The sequence below is a fragment of the Bradyrhizobium sp. SPXBL-02 genome (assembly GCF_051853065.1).
In the GTDB taxonomy this organism is placed as follows: Bacteria; Pseudomonadota; Alphaproteobacteria; order Rhizobiales; family Xanthobacteraceae; genus Bradyrhizobium.
Genome location: NZ_CP182474.1, coordinates 1,949,389 through 1,965,334, shown reverse-complemented (window position 1 = coordinate 1,965,334; position 15,946 = coordinate 1,949,389). Strand labels below are relative to the sequence as shown.

12 protein-coding genes, 1 tRNA gene and 1 pseudogene are annotated in these 15,946 nt (G+C 57.1%); 6 read left to right on the top strand and 8 right to left on the bottom strand.

The annotated features are described in order from the left end of the window. Positions 1-7: 7 nt before the first annotated feature. The 7 genes and pseudogenes from eutC to ACNJYD_RS09020 form a co-directional block, all read right to left on the bottom strand. Positions 8-1,000, bottom strand: a complete 993-nt coding sequence (eutC, locus tag ACNJYD_RS09050; protein ID WP_439366056.1) for an ectoine utilization protein EutC — start codon at positions 998-1,000, stop codon at positions 8-10. Beyond that, positions 1,000-1,986: a hydroxyectoine utilization dehydratase EutB gene (gene eutB / locus ACNJYD_RS09045; protein WP_439366055.1), complete on the bottom strand. Its 987-nt coding sequence runs from the start codon at positions 1,984-1,986 to the stop codon at positions 1,000-1,002. The genes eutC and eutB overlap by 1 nt, the downstream gene beginning before the upstream one ends. 270 nt (positions 1,987-2,256) lie before the next feature. Then, on the bottom strand, positions 2,257-3,441 hold the full coding sequence (locus tag ACNJYD_RS09040; RefSeq protein WP_439366054.1) for a M20 metallopeptidase family protein: 1,185 nt from the start codon (positions 3,439-3,441) through the stop codon (positions 2,257-2,259). A gap of 720 nt (positions 3,442-4,161) precedes the next feature. After that, a complete protein-coding gene (locus ACNJYD_RS09035; protein WP_439366053.1) occupies positions 4,162-5,355 on the bottom strand; it encodes an ABC transporter substrate-binding protein in 1,194 nt (397 codons plus the stop codon). A gap of 371 nt (positions 5,356-5,726) precedes the next feature. Beyond that, on the bottom strand, positions 5,727-6,551 hold the full coding sequence (locus ACNJYD_RS09030; RefSeq protein WP_439366052.1) for an enoyl-CoA hydratase-related protein: 825 nt from the start codon (positions 6,549-6,551) through the stop codon (positions 5,727-5,729). A 280-nt stretch (positions 6,552-6,831) separates the two neighbouring features. Beyond that, complete coding sequence (locus ACNJYD_RS09025; RefSeq protein WP_439366051.1) at positions 6,832-7,605, bottom strand: hypothetical protein; 774 nt, start codon at positions 7,603-7,605, stop codon at positions 6,832-6,834. Between the two features lie 741 nt (positions 7,606-8,346). Then, positions 8,347-8,573, bottom strand: a pseudogene (locus tag ACNJYD_RS09020) (IS256 family transposase); the annotation flags it as partial. A gap of 635 nt (positions 8,574-9,208) precedes the next feature. On the opposite strand from ACNJYD_RS09020, the gene ACNJYD_RS09015 reads away from it, so the two are divergent. The 5 genes from ACNJYD_RS09015 to ACNJYD_RS08995 all read left to right on the top strand — a co-directional run bounded on the left by ACNJYD_RS09015 (position 9,209) and on the right by ACNJYD_RS08995 (position 14,052). After that, entirely contained in the window at positions 9,209-11,134 is a 1,926-nt protein-coding gene (locus ACNJYD_RS09015) for an ATP-dependent nuclease (protein ID WP_439366050.1), read from the top strand. A gap of 14 nt (positions 11,135-11,148) precedes the next feature. After that, positions 11,149-11,367 carry a KTSC domain-containing protein gene (locus tag ACNJYD_RS09010; RefSeq protein ID WP_439366049.1) on the top strand — a complete coding sequence of 73 codons (219 nt, stop codon included), beginning with the start codon at positions 11,149-11,151 and terminating at the stop codon, positions 11,365-11,367. Positions 11,368-11,394: 27 nt separating this feature from the next. Next, positions 11,395-12,675 (top strand): DUF2130 domain-containing protein, encoded by a 1,281-nt coding sequence (locus ACNJYD_RS09005; protein WP_439366048.1) that lies wholly within the window; start codon positions 11,395-11,397, stop codon positions 12,673-12,675. An 822-nt stretch (positions 12,676-13,497) separates the two neighbouring features. Continuing rightward, positions 13,498-13,677: a helix-turn-helix domain-containing protein gene (locus ACNJYD_RS09000; RefSeq protein ID WP_439366047.1), complete on the top strand. Its 180-nt coding sequence runs from the start codon at positions 13,498-13,500 to the stop codon at positions 13,675-13,677. A gap of 299 nt (positions 13,678-13,976) precedes the next feature. Continuing rightward, positions 13,977-14,052, top strand: a tRNA-Ile gene (locus tag ACNJYD_RS08995). Positions 14,053-14,269: 217 nt separating this feature from the next. Here the strand turns inward: ACNJYD_RS08995 and ACNJYD_RS08990 are convergent. Further along, positions 14,270-15,274 carry a site-specific integrase gene (locus ACNJYD_RS08990; protein ID WP_439366046.1) on the bottom strand — a complete coding sequence of 335 codons (1,005 nt, stop codon included), beginning with the start codon at positions 15,272-15,274 and terminating at the stop codon, positions 14,270-14,272. Between the two features lie 251 nt (positions 15,275-15,525). Here ACNJYD_RS08990 and ACNJYD_RS08985 point away from each other — a divergent pair, with 251 nt between their 5' ends. Further along, complete coding sequence (locus ACNJYD_RS08985) at positions 15,526-15,837, top strand: helix-turn-helix domain-containing protein (RefSeq protein WP_439366045.1); 312 nt, start codon at positions 15,526-15,528, stop codon at positions 15,835-15,837. Positions 15,838-15,946: the final 109 nt, after the last annotated feature.

Below are 15,946 nucleotides of genomic sequence, written 5' to 3'. Positions count from 1 at the left end.
CCGATCATCAACTCTCGAATTCCGAGCCGACTTTTGCAGCCACAGATCGCGCAAACGCAAGTGATGCGATAGCCGTGTCCTGGATCCCCGTCCCGGTAAGATCGGCGATCGTGATTTGCATGTCGTTCGCGCGCGCAGCCTTCAGGCCAGCGACAATTTCGCCGAGTTCTGGAAACCTTGCATCCTCGCGGACAGTGCCCACGGCTATGGCATGGTGCAATTCGCCAAGCCGTCGCGTCTGCTTGAGGCTGTCAGCAACATAAAGGTCGGCACGCTTGATCGCCTCTGGCTCGATCTCATTTTTGTGTTCGGCGTCAGATCCCATTGCGGTTACGTGCTGTCCAGGTTCAAGCCATGACGATCTGAGAATTGGTTTGTCGGCCGGCGTCGTTGTAATGACAACGTGCGAGCCGGTCACAGCCTGAATCGCGTCTTCACATGCGACTACAGGAAACTTCAACAGCGCCGAGAGCGCCTGCGCCACGGATTTACCCTTGGAAGCGTCGCGCGCCCAAATCCGTGCCCCACGGATCGGCCGAACCAGAGCAAGCGCCTGCAACTGCAGCTTTGCCTGAATTCCGGCACCGAGCACAGCAGCGACCGAAGCATCCTTGCGAGCGAGATACTTTGCAGCAACGGCACCCGCGGCGGCCGTGCGGATATCAGTCAAATAGCCATTGTCAAGCAAGAGAGCCTGCACCAGACCGGTTTTGCTTGAAAGTAGCACCATCATGCCGTTAGTGCTCGGCAATCCAATCTTTGGATTGTTGAAGAAGCCAGGGCTGATCTTAATGGCAAAGTTGTCGAGACCGGGCACATAGGCTGTCTTGACGTCAACCTCGCCTCGGTGTTCGGGAATATCGAGCCTTAGAATGGGCGGCATCGCCACGGCCTTTGTGGCGAGCGCAGAGAATGCGCCCTCGACACATTGCACTGCCATCAGGTCGAGAGGAACGATGTCTCTGAGCTCGCGTTCCGTGAGCACTTTCATTCTTGGCATCACATCTCCTGCCCCAAAGGATTGCTCTCCCTGTTTACGACACGGCAGTGCAGTTTCATATCGATATTGCGGCCTGAGAGCACCAGTACCACAGGCCCCATCAATCTTGGGATCTTGTTGGCTATCAGCGCGGCGATTCCAACAGCGCCGGCGCCCTCTAGAATTTCTCGTTCGTGCTCGTAAGCATGACGAATGCCCGCCGCAATCTCTTCTTCGCTTAGCAACACCACGTCATCGAGCAGAGCTCGACACATCGCGAAGGTCACCTTGTTGTTGAGACCGATGCCGCCGCCCAAAGAATCGGCCAAGCTTGGAAATTCCTCCACTTGCACCGGTCGACCAGCATCAAGGCTGGCCTTCATCGCGGCGCCGCGCGCCATGGTGAGCCCTATAACTCTCGTATGTGGTCGGATGCCTTTGACCGCTGCCGCGATACCAGCGGCGAGGCCGCCGCCAGACAGCGGCACGAGCACGGTCGCGACGTCTGGCATCGCTTCGACAATCTCGAGACCAATTGTTCCCTGTCCGGCGACAATGTTCGGATGATCGAATGGTGGCAGCATCACGAGCCCATCTTCATCGGCGAGGCGCTCGACCTCCTTCTGCGCCTCGTCTTGGGAACTGCCGATAATGCGCACCTCGGCACCGAGGCGCCGGACTTCGGCGACCTTGTTTTCTGGCACGAGCTGCGACATGCAGATCGTCGCACGCGAACCTACTGTGCGGGCCGCATGAGAAAGCGCTCGGCCGTGATTTCCGGTCGAGGCGGCCACGACTCCCCGCTCCCGCTCGGCGTTCGTGAGCTTGAGAATCGCATTTGTGGCACCACGCAGTTTGAAGCTGCCGGTCGTTTGACGATGCTCGAGCTTTAACCCCACGGTGACGCCGCAGATGTCGGACAGCGTCGGCGAGCCTACGAGCGGTGTGGAGAGAATGCGTCTGGCGATATGATTGCGCGCATCCTGAATAGCAGCCAGCCCAATCATAAACATCCCTTAGTCAAAGAGGCCAAGCATTAGCCAGCTGCACGATCGGCTGGTGGTTGCCGGCGTCAGTACCCGTCGGGCTCCGCTGAGACCGCGAACGTCGACGCTACTTGGTCTGGCGTCGCGCCCCCAAGGCATGTTCGTGATCACAATAGTGGGACGAACAAGGTGGCCAGCGAAGCAGGCGCAAAGTTTCTCGACATACTCGTCTCTCCGGTGGGTTCGGTCACCAGATGGGCCTCTTCGGCGTTTTTGACACCAAAATGAATCTCAAGCGCTCAGCAGATCGAAGATATAGCTCACCGTAAGCTCAGTAGCCGGAATGATGAGCTCATCGGACGCCCCAAAAGTGGGGGTATGCACATGCGATTCGTTGCCCGGCGCGCGTGTTCCCATCCAGAAGTAAATTGATGGCACGCAGGCCGAGTAGAAGCCAAAGTCGTCGCTTCCGGCTATCTCCTTCTTTCCGTTGAAGAAGGCGTCGTGCCCGACGCTCTCATGAACGGCGCGGCGGAAGCGCTGCACCATTTCGGCGTCATTGACAACGACGGGCTCCCCCATCCGGATGATACATTCAGCGTGTCCGCGATGCATCGCCGCGACACCTTCCGCTACTTCGCGCACGCGCTGGAACAATAGAGCTCGACGCTCCGGACTACGAGTCCTGATCGTACCTTCCATGACAACAGACGGGCAGATAATGTTCGTTGCCTCGCCTCCATGGATGGTGCCGACAGTGACAACAGCGGCGTCATCGGCCGGCATTTCGCGCGAGACTACCTTCTGCACCTCATTGACGAAGGCGGCCGCCATGGCAATTGCGTCGACACCCTTGTGGGGTGAGGCGCCGTGCGCCATTTTGCCGGTGAGAGTGAGCTTGAACTGGTCGGCGGATTTGGTCACGGCCCCTTCGCGCGCACCAAACATGCCCGCTGGAATATCGGGACTGACATGGAATCCGACGGCCTTGTCGAAGCCATCCAGCAAGCCCTCGTCTTGGATCGTGCGGCCGCCGAGGGGCTCCGCCTCCTCGGCCGGTTGGAAGAACACACGTACCTTGCCCGCAAAATTATCGCGCAGCCGGTGGAAGGCGAGCGCAGTTCCTAGCGCGATCGAGCCGTGCACATCGTGACCGCAGGCATGCATGACACCATCAACTTGCGATCGATAGGGCAGATCGGCGCGCGTCTCCTGGATCGGCAAGGCATCGATGTCGCCGCGCACGGCGATCGACCGCTTCGGGCCGGAGCCTGCGCCCTCAATATCAATAAAAAGCCCAGTAGTATGAAAGGTCTTCGCGCCGGTCAGCCCGAATTGCTGCAACGCGACACGAATTCGTTCCTGAGTCTTCCATTCCGCGTTGGAGAGCTCAGGCTCACGGTGCATCGCGTGCCGTAGCTCGATTACGGCATTGCGCTCGACATCCGATAGAAAGCCGTTGCTGTTCTTACTCATCCTAGATTGTTTGATCCACCTTGTTGGCTGGGCGCTATTCATCCGAAAACTACCGGCTAACGACGAAGGAAATCGCTAAGTTTAGGCCGCCTCCGCATGGAATTGAGCTAGTTTTTCACTTTTCACGCAGGAGTTCGCCTCGAAAATGGACTGTATTGAGCACCCGGCGCAAAGTCGGAAACGGTATAAGGGACCGCAATTTGAGTTTCGCTCCGGATCTTTGGCTGCATCTTCAGCCGGCTTCAATCGAGACAATCCACGGTACAATACGCGTAGTCCAACCGAATTCTTCAAGATTGCCTGTCGGCATTGCCGAATCTAAATCGCACCAGGCCGAGCCACTTAGTGATTTACGATCCGGTACGTGATGCCTCCACATTGGGCCATAGCGCAGCCGGTTGTGGTACTGAGCGTGTCGCCCAGATCCGCAGGTCCAGTTCGACCAGTCTGGCGAGTGCCTGAACTGCTCATTATTCGGAAATTGGCAATGCGCTGGACGGGCCCGCCGATCCTTCGATTTTTGTCGCAAAGCGCACTGTGGAAGGCATAGGGACACCCTTCGGCAACCGAGAACTCGTCACGATGGGACTCGGCAATTTGACAGCCGGTAAGAAGAACTCTGCCAGCAAGCACGCGGGCGGACGCGAGATGCATCTGCGGCTGCCTTTTCTTCAGCGGCTGCTAAGTTTGCTCACACGCCCGGCATTGAGTTTGCCCCGACTAGGACGATCGCCAAGCTAGCCACCGCTCCTGGATGTAATCTATGTTCGTCTTCCCGTCGGGACGTTTGGCGACGAGCCAGGCGTTATCCTGAAGCACGAGCTTCGATGCATTTTCGTCGAAGATGCTGAGGTTCGGGACAAGATCAGGCGGCAAATGTTTAATTTGGTTCGTATTCGGGCCTGGATACCCGACGCCCATTGTATAAGCCGCAGCGATCTCCGCCCGATTTACAAATGCTATAAACTTTTGCGCGTTCGAGCTGTTGGGACCGCCCTTGAGCACAGTCCAGTAAATGTAGTTTAAGTTCCCTCCGTCCCATACAATGCGCAGAGGAGAGCCCTGACGAATTGCCCCGATGGCGCGACCGTCCGGGCAGCTCGTTGCCGCGTATTCGCGGTTCATGAGCAGGGTAACCGGCTCCCCGCCGGCCACCCACCATTTCGGTATTTGCAGCTTGATCTGGTCGAGCTTCTTGAAGGCCCTCTCGAGCTTGTCGTCAGTCAGCGGCCACAGATCTGATTTTGAGACGCCGTCGGCCTGAAGTGCGAACACGAGGTTATGCCTCGCGTTGGGACCAAGACCGCGCGGTCCTGGGAAATTTTTGACGTCCCAGAACTCTTCCCAGTTTTTTGGTCCGCCCTTCGGAAATGCACGCTGGTCGTAGGCGACCATTGTGACAGACCGGAATGCGACCACCGCGTCTTTGATTCGGGCATCTTGCGACGTACCCTTCACCGCCTCATCGTCCCACAGACCATAATCGATGGGCAGAAACATGCCAGCCCGGTCCATGGCCGGGTAATTCTGTGCGTCGATCATGGCGATGTCCCAGTCGACGCGCCCAGCTTCGCTCATTGCCCTGACTTGCGGTTCGGCAAAGTCGGCCACCACGTCAAGCACAGAGATGCCGGTCGCCTGCGTGAATGGCTCGAACACGGCCTTGCGCAACGCCTTCGTATAGGTCCCCCCGTAAGAGAACACTACGACCTCTCCACTGCCGGCAAGCTTATCCTTGGCGAAAGCTGTGTTTGACCGCGCGATTGCCGGAATGCTCATAGCGGCAGCTGCAAACTGCAAAAGAGTTCGGCGATTGAGGCCTGAACGTCGGAGCCCTGTGGTGAGTACCTTCGGTGCTTTTGCAAGATCAACTGCGCGATTTCGAATGAAACCAGACGGACTTGAGCGCTTCATTAGTGCCCCTCCTCGGTCAGCTGAAACTCACGGTGATGGCACTACAGGGCGGGCCGAGATCAAATTACGCAGCTGTCACGAGCTTTTCGAGATTAATTTGGAGATTACGGGATGAACTTCTGCAAAACATCCGCCGTTAGGGCAGGTTTTCAACTTCTTCGCCTCCCACCAACTATCCGCACGAAGATGACCCGGCTCAATGGCAAATCACCACGCCCGCCAAACGCGGTCTGGATGCCATTCCCGCGCGCCACACCGTCTAAGCCTGCAAGATTCAGGATCGCAACCGCAACGGAATTCCGGTTGCCTCGAAACAGGTCACGGGCGGCGCAGGCCCTCCGCTAGCCAAGGCAACGCAGTTGTTCGGGTCGTTAGCTTCCCTGGAAAGCAGGATTACGCTTTTCCCCGAAGGCGCGGACGCCCTCCTTGTGGTCGAGACTTAGTTCGGTCCGGATCAGATTTTCCGCCTCATAGTCCATCGACTCTAGAAACTCGGCATTCACGGCGTGATCGAGGTTATTCTTCATGCAACCGAATGCAAAAGTCGGCCCTCGCGCAAGGCAAGTTGCGAGCGCAAACGCCTTCTCCTGCAAATCCGCGTCAGGAAGGCTTTGGTTGATAAGGCCCAGCGATTCAGCCCGACGTGCATCAACGCGCTCAGACAAGAACATCAGTTCGCGCGCGCGGGAGAATCCAACCAAGCGGGTCAGTAGCCAGGAGATGCCGCAATCGCCGGACAGACCGACGCGCGAATAGGCCGTGATCAGAATAGCTGACTGTGCGGCGACACGGATGTCACATGCTAGCGCGAGCGCGAGGCCCGCGCCTGCAGTCGCTCCCGGAATCGCCGCCACAGTTGGCTTCCTCAGACCAACCAACGCCCCCCACACAGCACGCTGGTTGGAGCGCAAATCGGAAACCCGCTGATCGGATGTTAGTGCGGCCGCGGGCGAATTCTGGCTCATCCCATTCACGTCGCCCCCCGCACAGAAGGCGGCTCCAGCGCCAGTTATAAGGATCGACCGGACTTGCGAATCCTCGCCGCAGCGCTTGATCACGTCGCCTAATGCCGCGCTTAGACGCCTGGATAAGGCGTTCCGGACCTCCGGTCGATTGAGTGTAAGGACCGCAACATGGTCGCGGACTTCCGCGATAAGCTCGTCAGTCCCCGTGTCGATCTGAAGTCGCTGCGACATGAGTGTTATTCCCGTCGTCTCTGTTTAAGCGCGTGGCTCTCGTCCAGTCCTGGATAGGCCGGCGCAAGCCTTCGATCGAAGAAAAGCTGGCTGTGTCACAGCCACCCTAGAAGGCGAGCACAGTCTCACCTCCCGCCAAGAATTGACGCCCGCGCAGCCCACCACAGAAGCCCATGAGCATCAATCTGGCGGAGATCGCGTCAACGCACGCCCATAACTCGCCCCATCCATTCAGGGACTTTCGCGACAGCAACAAACGCTTGTGCTGTCCGAAAGCACTTTAGCGGACCGACGCAGGCCACGGCTTCGGCCGGTGTGGCTGGCTGCGCAAGCGCCAATCCACCGGATATGGAACGAAGAACATGATTCCTTTGTCGCCCTCGTACTTGAGCGGAGTGCCCTTGGGAAGCCACACTACGTCCCCGAACTTCGCGTTGATTGTACGGCTGTAGTTCTCGCCTGTGCGGATGCGTAGGACCCCACCCAGGCAAATGGAGACTTGGTCGTACTCAGTCGTCCAATCGGCAGAGCTTTCGTTGTACGTAGCTATCGTGGCAGCAATGGTCTTACTAATTTCTGACGTGACTAGGCTGCAGGTAGAAGCAAATCCACCCGCATGGATTTGGATTTGCGAATAGATCATGTCCGTGCTTCGGAAATGATAGACCTCGGTCAGCGGTTTTACGCCTTCCATGGACTCGCTGCGTGAGCTCCAATCAACCGGGTAACGCGCGTAGAACACCTTTGCCTTGTCGCCCTGGTACTTCAGCCGAGTGCCCTTGGTAAGCCAAATCACATCACCAAATTTCGCTTCAATAGTGCGGCTGTAATCTTCACCCCAGAGTATTCGATATGTCCCACTAAGCACAACGGCAGCCTCATCGTAATTTACTGTGCGTTCGATCGAACAGTCGTCGTAGATGGCGATGCCGGCATCGATCGTCTTGCTGATTTTTGGACCGATCAATTCACAGCAAGCTGCCTTGCCGCTAGCATCGCCATGCATTGGCGAAAAATCCATCTCGTCGCTCTTGAAATGGAGCGCTTCAGTCATCGTCTTTCTCCTGTCTTAGATCACTCGCCCCCCTAAGACACCACGTCCTGCTTCGGAGCGCGGAGTTCACTGCCGCAAGGGAGCCACCGTTAATCCCTTTGGATCGTGCAATCGCTGCCTTCAACACCACTACCCGCTGGCACTGCGCTTACAGCTATCGGCGAGGCACTGCCCACCGTACGTTGCGCGAGGGCCCCCAGGTACCCCGTGGCTGATGAGGATGCCCTAGACAGGCACCGCCGCAGGCTCCTCGACAATCCTCTGGTCTGATTGCCCCACACGCCTGAATGCCTAACAACTCCGCGATCGGACATGAGCCTGGCCAATCCGCATTTCTTTCCCATTTACGCAATGCGCCACTTTGCGCCGACGACGAACAGACGTTTACGTGCTTGGTGTTACCAAACTAGATCTATCACAGCAGGATGGTGATGGATCCTCAGAAAACAGACGGAAATCCGCAGGAATACTGCGAAAATGGGCGACCTGCGTACGAATTTCGAAGCCGAACGGCAACGCGGCAGCGCTCCACGCTTCAATCTAGCGGGAGGAATTGTTAGCCACGCCATGTAGCTACCGGAGATTCAGATCCAATAGTCTGGTTGCGGAAGCGATATCTGGAGATCAAGCCGCTTGCAGGTTGTCGGTGGGCGGTGAGCGCCAGCAGCACCAAATTCGATGTGCCAGATCGATCAGCACCTCCTGGCGCGTCTGCCAGCGCTCATACTCGCTGTGGCATTACGCCTTTAGGCCTGAGATCGCTAATGGCCACAGATTCGGCGCATCCTTGCCGAGCCCCGCCGAGAGCGCTTCCTGGAAATCGCCGGTCCAGATGCCGCGCAGACAGAAGACCGGCAGCAGCGCACTCAGACCTCTTCGTCCGGCGCGCCCACAGCGGCAGGATCAGCCGAGGTGAAGCAGATCAGATCAGCTCCGGCCGCACCACGGTCTTTGACCTCGGGGCGAGCGCCATCGCTCTGACCCCCTTGGCCAATCCTACGAGCCTGCAGCTCGATCTTGACCAGCCGCGAACAACTCACGAGCTCCGCAGAATTTCTGTCAGTGACTGTCAACCGCAGACGGCTGACGCGAGGATCTTGTTAGTCTCATTCATGGCGTATCGCTCCTTGAGAGGTTCTCGCAGGTGCGACACCCGCCTCGATACGCCGCCTCTCTCAACCCGTCATTCCCCACTTTCTCGCATAGCTCTCGCAAGGCTCTTCTCTCGGTATAGGCTTTCGCCTAAGGGCTAGTACACGGCGAGGCACGTCGAGCTTCAACTGTAGCGAACTAAGACTGAAACGGTCCTCTCACCCCAGGAACGCGGGAAAGCTGCGCCGACCTCGATCTACGTGTTTCGGTTAAGCGTGCCCGACCGCAATTTGGTGAAAATGATGCGCCGCTGAGCAGTAAGTTCACGGAGCTCGTGCCAAACCCATGCTGCTATAGACGAAGAGCGGGAGAACGAACGCGCAAGCATTCTCGAGTGATGCATCGATTGCTCTCGCTTGCGGCGGCCGAACTCCACCTGGGTGTTGCCTGCAACAAGCAAGTTCGGTAAAGCTTCCACTACTTTAGGTTGTTCGACACTGGGGAACGACCCTTGAAAATAAAGTCTATCGCTATCAAGAATTTTCGTTCTTTCAAGAACATGGTGGTTGATCTGGATGACTATACTGCTTTCGTTGGCCCTAACGGCGCCGGAAAATCTACCGTTCTGTGCGCGCTGAATATCTTCTTTCGTCAGACAGAAGAAGCTCCGACCAATCTCATCGAGCTGGATATCGAGGATTTTCACAACGGCAACGTCAAAGAGCCGGTCGAGATTACGTTGACGTTTTACGATCTCGAACCGGAGGCTCAGGCGGACTTCTCCGAATATTATCGGTCAGGTATTTTGGTCGTGTCCGCGCTGGCCGAGTTCAGTGAAGCCACTCGCAAGGCGCAAGTCCGCCAGTTTGCGAAGAGAAGCGCAATGAAAGAGTTCAGTGAATTCTTCCGCAGGTACAACGATGGGGCGCCGGCGGGCGAATTGGCAGGAATGTATGAGGAGGTTCGACAGACGCACCCTGAATTTGGTCTGCCCAAAAAGGGCAGCAAAGAAGCGAATCGACAAGCCCTTCGATCCTATGAAGAAGATCATCCTGAGCGGTGTGTTCTGATAGACAGCGAAGATCAGTTCTACGGCTTCAGCAAGGGAGGCGATCGCCTATCCCGCTATATTCAGTGGGTTTACGTTCCTGCCGTCAAAGACGCGACGAAGGAGAACGTTGAAGGCCGCAACACTGCGCTTGGCAAACTCCTCGCCCGGACAGTGCGCTCAAAGGTCAATTTTGACGGAGAGATAGCCTCGCTCAGGGATTCTACACTCGAATCTTACAAGAAAATAATCCAGAAGCAGCAAACTGCACTAGACCATCTCTCGCAGGCGTTGACAGCCAAGCTCGGTGAATGGGCACATCCGGAGGCGGTTGCGAGGCTGGAATGGACCGAGGATCCGATCAAATCTGTACAAATAGCCGACCCCATTGCGCGGCTCTTCGCCAGCGAGGGAACGTTTTCCGGCGATCTTGCCAGATTTGGGCACGGCCTTCAACGGTCCTATCTCCTGGCTCTCCTTCAGGAGCTTGCCGCGACGAACGAAACAGCCCAGCCTCGGTTGATCCTTGGGTGTGAAGAACCGGAGCTTTATCAGCATCCGCCCCAGGCACGCCATCTGGCCTCTGTCTTTAAGAAGCTCAGCCAGAAAAACGCACAGATCCTGGTTTCGACCCACAGCCCTCATTTCGTGTCGGGGCGGCACTTCGAATATGTACGCCTGGTTCGCAGGGATGAGACGAAAAAGGAATCCGGCATACGTTGGACCACCTGCGAAAAGGTTGCCCATAGACTATCCGAAATCTCCGGAGACAAGATAGCGCCCATTGAAGCCGAGCGCGCCCAGCTCCACCAAGCCCTGCAACCCCACATAAACGAGATGTTCTTTACGCAGAAGCTGGTGCTCGTGGAGGGACTGGAAGATACGGCTTACATCACGGCGTGGCTGGCATATTCGAATCTGTGGGATGATTATCGTAAGTCTGGATGCAACATCGTCGCCGCGAACGGAAAGAGCTCGCTCATAGAGCCGCTTCTAATAGCAAAGGAACTTGGGATTCCGACGTTCGTCGTCTTTGATGCCGACGGCAATGTTCAGGACCCGGGGCGACGAAACCTTCATAAACTGGACAATCTGAAAATTCTCACCCTGTTAGACGGTGATGTAAACACGCCTTTTCCAGACAAGCCGCTGTGGACCAGCAGCTATGCGGTATGGCCGGAGAATCTCGGCTGTATTCTCAAGCAAGAGGCTGGCGCAACGCAGTGGGAGAGCTCCTATTCGGCGGCGACGAAGGGGTTGGGCAATCCGTCGGGCAGCTTCACCAAGAATACGGTCCATATCGGCGACCATTTGGCCATCTTGAGAAGCAAAGGCGCAAAGCTTCCCACGCTCGACCGGCTTTGTGCAGCGATCCTGGCGCTAACATAGGAGATTTTCGAGAAATGATGGATTACGTGAAAGTAAGGTCCAGCACCGTGGCCGCGGTCGGCTACGATGACTCGGCAGGGGCTCTCGGCGTGCAATTCCTCAATGGCAGTGAGTACCACTACTTTGCGGTCCCTAAGTCCCTGTTTGACCGCCTTAAAGGTGCGTCCTCGATCGGGAGCTACCTGAACAAATTTGTCAAGGATGCCGGTTACCAGTTCAAGCGAGTCAGATAGAGGAGCATGGAAGGACAGAGACACAATATGATCGAGCCAACCATCACCTGCCCGAAGTGCAGCAGCGAGATAAAGCTGACTGAGTCGCTTGCGGCTCCGCTACTTGCGCAGGCCCAGAAGCAATTCCAGCATCAGCTTGCTGCCAAGGAAACGGAGTTCGCAAGGAGATCCGAAGAACTTCGCGCACAGCAGGATGAGGTGGCAAAAGCACGGGAGAAACTCGACGAGCTGGTCGCGGCCAAGTTAAAAGGCGAGCGCTCGCAAATCATCGCAAGCGAAGCCAAGAAGGCCCGCGATGCAACAGCCGTTGAGCTCGAGAATAAAGACAGAGAAACGTCAGAGCTTCGGGAGCTACTGGCAAAGAATAACGTGAAACTTGCCGCCGCCCAGAAGGGCCAGGCAGACCTGCTGCGCAAACAGCGGGAGCTCGAGGACGCCCACAGGGAGCTGGATCTCACGATTCAGAAAAAGGTTCAGGAGGAACTTGCCAGTGTCAGGACGAAGGCCAAGCAGGAAGCCGAGGACGAGCTGAAGCTCAAGGTCTCGGAAAAAGACCAGCAGATCGCCGGTATGACCCGCACGATCGAGGAGTTGAAGCGAAAGGCGGAGCAGACCTCACAACAGGCTCAAGGCGAGGTCCTGGAACTTGAACTGGAAGAAGTGCTCAAGGCACGGTTTCCGATGGATGTGATTGAGCCAGTCGCGAAGGGCGAGCTCGGCGCCGATCTTGTTCAGCGTGTCAACGGCGCGATCGGGGTTCCTGCGGGGGTGATCTTGTGGGAGTCAAAACGGACCAAGAACTGGTCGGATGGATGGCTTCCCAAGTTGCGGGATGATCAGAGACGCTGCGGGGCCGATATTGCGTTGGTGATCTCGAACGCCCTTCCCAAAGACATCGAAAACTTCGACCTTGTGGACGGAATTTGGGTCGCCCATCCGCGCTGCGCAATCCCGGTCGCCATAGCCTTGCGGCAGTCTCTTGTAGCGGTCAACGGTGCTCGGTCGATGCAGCAGGGGCAACTCAGCAAGGCTGAGGAGGTTTATCAATATCTCACCGGAAAACGATTCCGGCAGCGCCTCGAGGCGATTGTTGAGCGCTTTAACGACATGCGTGAGGACCTGGATAAAGAGCGGAAGTTCATGACGCGGGTATGGGCCAAGCGCGAAAGTCAATTGACGAGCGTCATCGAGTCCACGATTGGAATGTATGGGGATCTGCAAGGTATCGCGGGCAAAGCCATGCCTGAAATAGAAAGCCTCGACACGCCACTTCTCGACGGTCCCTCACCTGGCTCTTTGGCCCAGTAGCGGTTGCGGTCCAAAACACTTCGGGCTTGTCAGGTGCGCAACCGCCAATCGGGATAAAATAGCCAGTACCGTCAGCCCCCCTCTGCAGCCGGGCCTAACGGCCGGGCTCCCTGCGCCGTGACTCGGCGTTACGCGGGCCCGAGCCGGTGGGCTGTAACCTGCCCAAGCAGAAAGGGAGCCGGTCATGGCTAGCCATGGCGGCCGGCCGAAGTCTGTTTACGTCAGCGGCTATTTGCGTTGGCGTTTTGGCTTGGAGCATGTTTGCTCCCATTTCCGGTCTCTTTGGGGACAACTTAACTTCGGCTTTTAACAATTTGGGTCCGGCTCAAATTGGCCATTGACGACACCGGGGACAGTCCCCGGTGAGAGTGCTGCGTGGCGAGACCTGGCCGATCGGTGCGGTCTCGTTCCGCTGCACCAGACATCCTTTTCGTTTCCGGCCCTTCCTGACGTTGCGCTTTAGCATGATAAGGTCACTGTTGGCCGTGAGGTATCGACCCAGAGACTGAATCGCTAAATGGTGCATCAACCGGATTTCGAAGAAATCCGCCCACGCTGAGATCCGGCGCAAATTCGGACATATGAGCCGCATTCCATTGGCGACCGCGCCAGATAAGAGCAGAGAACGGGACGTCAAGTCGTACCAAACTCGTGATGTGAGTTCTTACTCTTTCTCCGATCTCAAATTGGGCCTTCGAAATGACGAGACTTCTGGGGTTCTTGCTTCTCGCCCATTCGTTCTTTCTTTCCGCCGCGATCGATTCGCTCATTGCTTGGGCATAAGACTGCTCTGGAGCGCGTTGCCCCTTTCTTGCCGACGTTATGTCACTGCCAATATCTGAACGAGACTTCGCGGATTACCTTACCTTGACGGTCGAAACCGTTTCATGCGCAGTGTCGCAATTGCATAGTGATGGCGTTCTCGAACTTCAGCGGCAATACTCAACGCGAGTCATGGTTCTAGGCCGGCAGCGGCTCGCTAGATCCGGCCTGCAAAGTTGAGCGACGACCGGATGCATGCAAGTCCTAGTTCGGGACGCGGATAAGCGGCGCAGCACGGGCTTGTCAGACTCCCGCCCTTCGGAGGACGGCGATGTCAATGCGGCGGTGTGGCGGTGACTGCGCCAGCGCTTCCTCGATCCACGAGAGAGGCTCGCGTCGGCCTGTCGAACCATCATCAGCGAAATGAGAAGGCACGGCTTAATCGGCAGTCCTTTCAACTGGCATTGCCAGAATGCAAGCCGCGCTGTAAACGAGCCCCGCACGGTTCCGGGCTCTGTTTTCAGAACTCACCCGCAACGGGGCCTGTAGCTCAATGGTTAGAGCCGGCCGCTCATAACGGTCTGGTTGCAGGTTCGAGTCCTGCCGGGCCCACCAATGATTTCAAGAGCTTGGTCCGGCTTTTCTCGCTTCGCCTTTTCTTCAACCAACGAAACAACCAACCCTACGTTCTTGCTCGGTGCCGAGTGCGTTCCAATGACATTCGCAGCGCCTCGTAAGTGGTCGGGATGATGATGCCCATAGGTATCGCGAAGGGTCTTCTCGCTCATGCCAAGAAAGCCAGCAGCTTCCCACATGGGCGCTGCACGCTGCATTAACCAAGTCGCCGCGGTGTGCCGAAGTGTGTGTGGCGTGACATTGCCGCTGGACACATCAAGTCCAGCAATTCGGACCCCAGATGCAAAGCCCGTTTGACCGACCCCACAGGCCGGCCGTTCCATTCCACGAAGTAGCTCTTTGCAACGCCGAGCCGTGCCCACCTTCTAAGATGAGCAAGGAGCCTGTCCGGTAACGGGACCGGCGTCTGACGTTTTGTGCTGGCCCGCTTGCCGATTGCGAGTCGATTGAAGATGCCGCTTTCAAGATCAACGAACGATTTGCCCTCCGCGCGGAAGGGCGAAGCCGTCGCTATCGCGCCGGCACGTGTGCCAGTGTAGAGACCAATCAATGCGAACCGCGCCACGTGTCTTAGAGGCCGCTTACCGGTCTCAATTCTTTGCCCCTTGAGGGGCCCGACGTGGACTGTTTGGGTCTCGCGATACCTCCAACAAGCCCAAAGAAACTTGGCGGCCTCGTTGCGAGTCAACCACCGCTCACGCGGCAGCCCCTTCTCTGGCAAAACGACGCGAACTACTCCGCGATGAAACCCCTCCTTGGCGTGGTGATTAATGGCGGCGCGAAAGTCTTCTAGATCGCGGCGTGCCCCACCGTTGCTGCCACGGGACTTAGTGTATGCCCGGCAATTGGCGCCGTTGACCTCTGACAGCGTCTTGCCGCCCCACCATTTGTTTAGGCGCGCTATTCGCTCGTCAAATTTGACTTTGTTCGCGTACGTCTCGCGGCGGTCGTCGTCATAGATCGAAAGCACGTCCGCGATGTCGATTTCCTCGATGTCCTTGAGGCGCCGCACTGGGGCGTACTTCTCTCCGATGTAAGCGGCTAAGCGCTCCTGCGCTTTTCTATCTTCGCCTGCAAAGCATCCCGTGGCGATATGCTCGCGACCGTCGACAATGATCCACGTTCCCTTCGCGATGACCTTGCCGTGGTTGCGCCGCTCCCTTCGCCACCAAAGGCGCGGCCCTCTGCTTTGACGCGGCATAGCTTCCTCATTTCCCCGATATCGCGAAGAGTGGTGAAATCCTTATTGGCGATCTTTTCTATCGTGAGGCGGCCGGCCCTAGCCTCCCGTCGCAGTCCGCTTTCAGTCATGCCGCCGAACGGGAAGCCGTATGCGACCGCGTCCTTGAGCCGTAACGGGGCGTCAAGGCCAATATTGTCGTTGGCATGAGTCGGTAATGGACTTACGGACATGAATTCCCCAGTATTGCCGTCAAATATGTACCCGACATTTTGTCGGATTTCAATCGCGTTTCCACTCTAGAGGCGACCAGTTTGCGCGACCTGTCCCTGTTAGCAGCACAAATCAGAGCGGCACGCGGCCTGTTGGGCTGGTCGCAAGCCTACTTAGCTGAAGGCTGCAACATTCATCGAGGCACGCTCGTTGATTTGGAGTCTGGGAAGCGAGAGCCGCACGAAGCGACGTTAGCGGTGCTCATGAACGAATTGGCAGCGGCCGGGATCGTCTTTACAGAACGCGGGGTGGAGTTTCGGAAGTGGCCGCCGAAGTCGTATGTTCCGGCTGGAATCAAAAGCAAACGGTGAAGTCGTGGATTTGTACGCTGTCAAAGGATTTCGCCGCTCCCTTCGCTACTGTAATCGCCACGGTCACTTGCTGCAGGCGGCCATATGTTTCCGAGCGACGACCATGCGA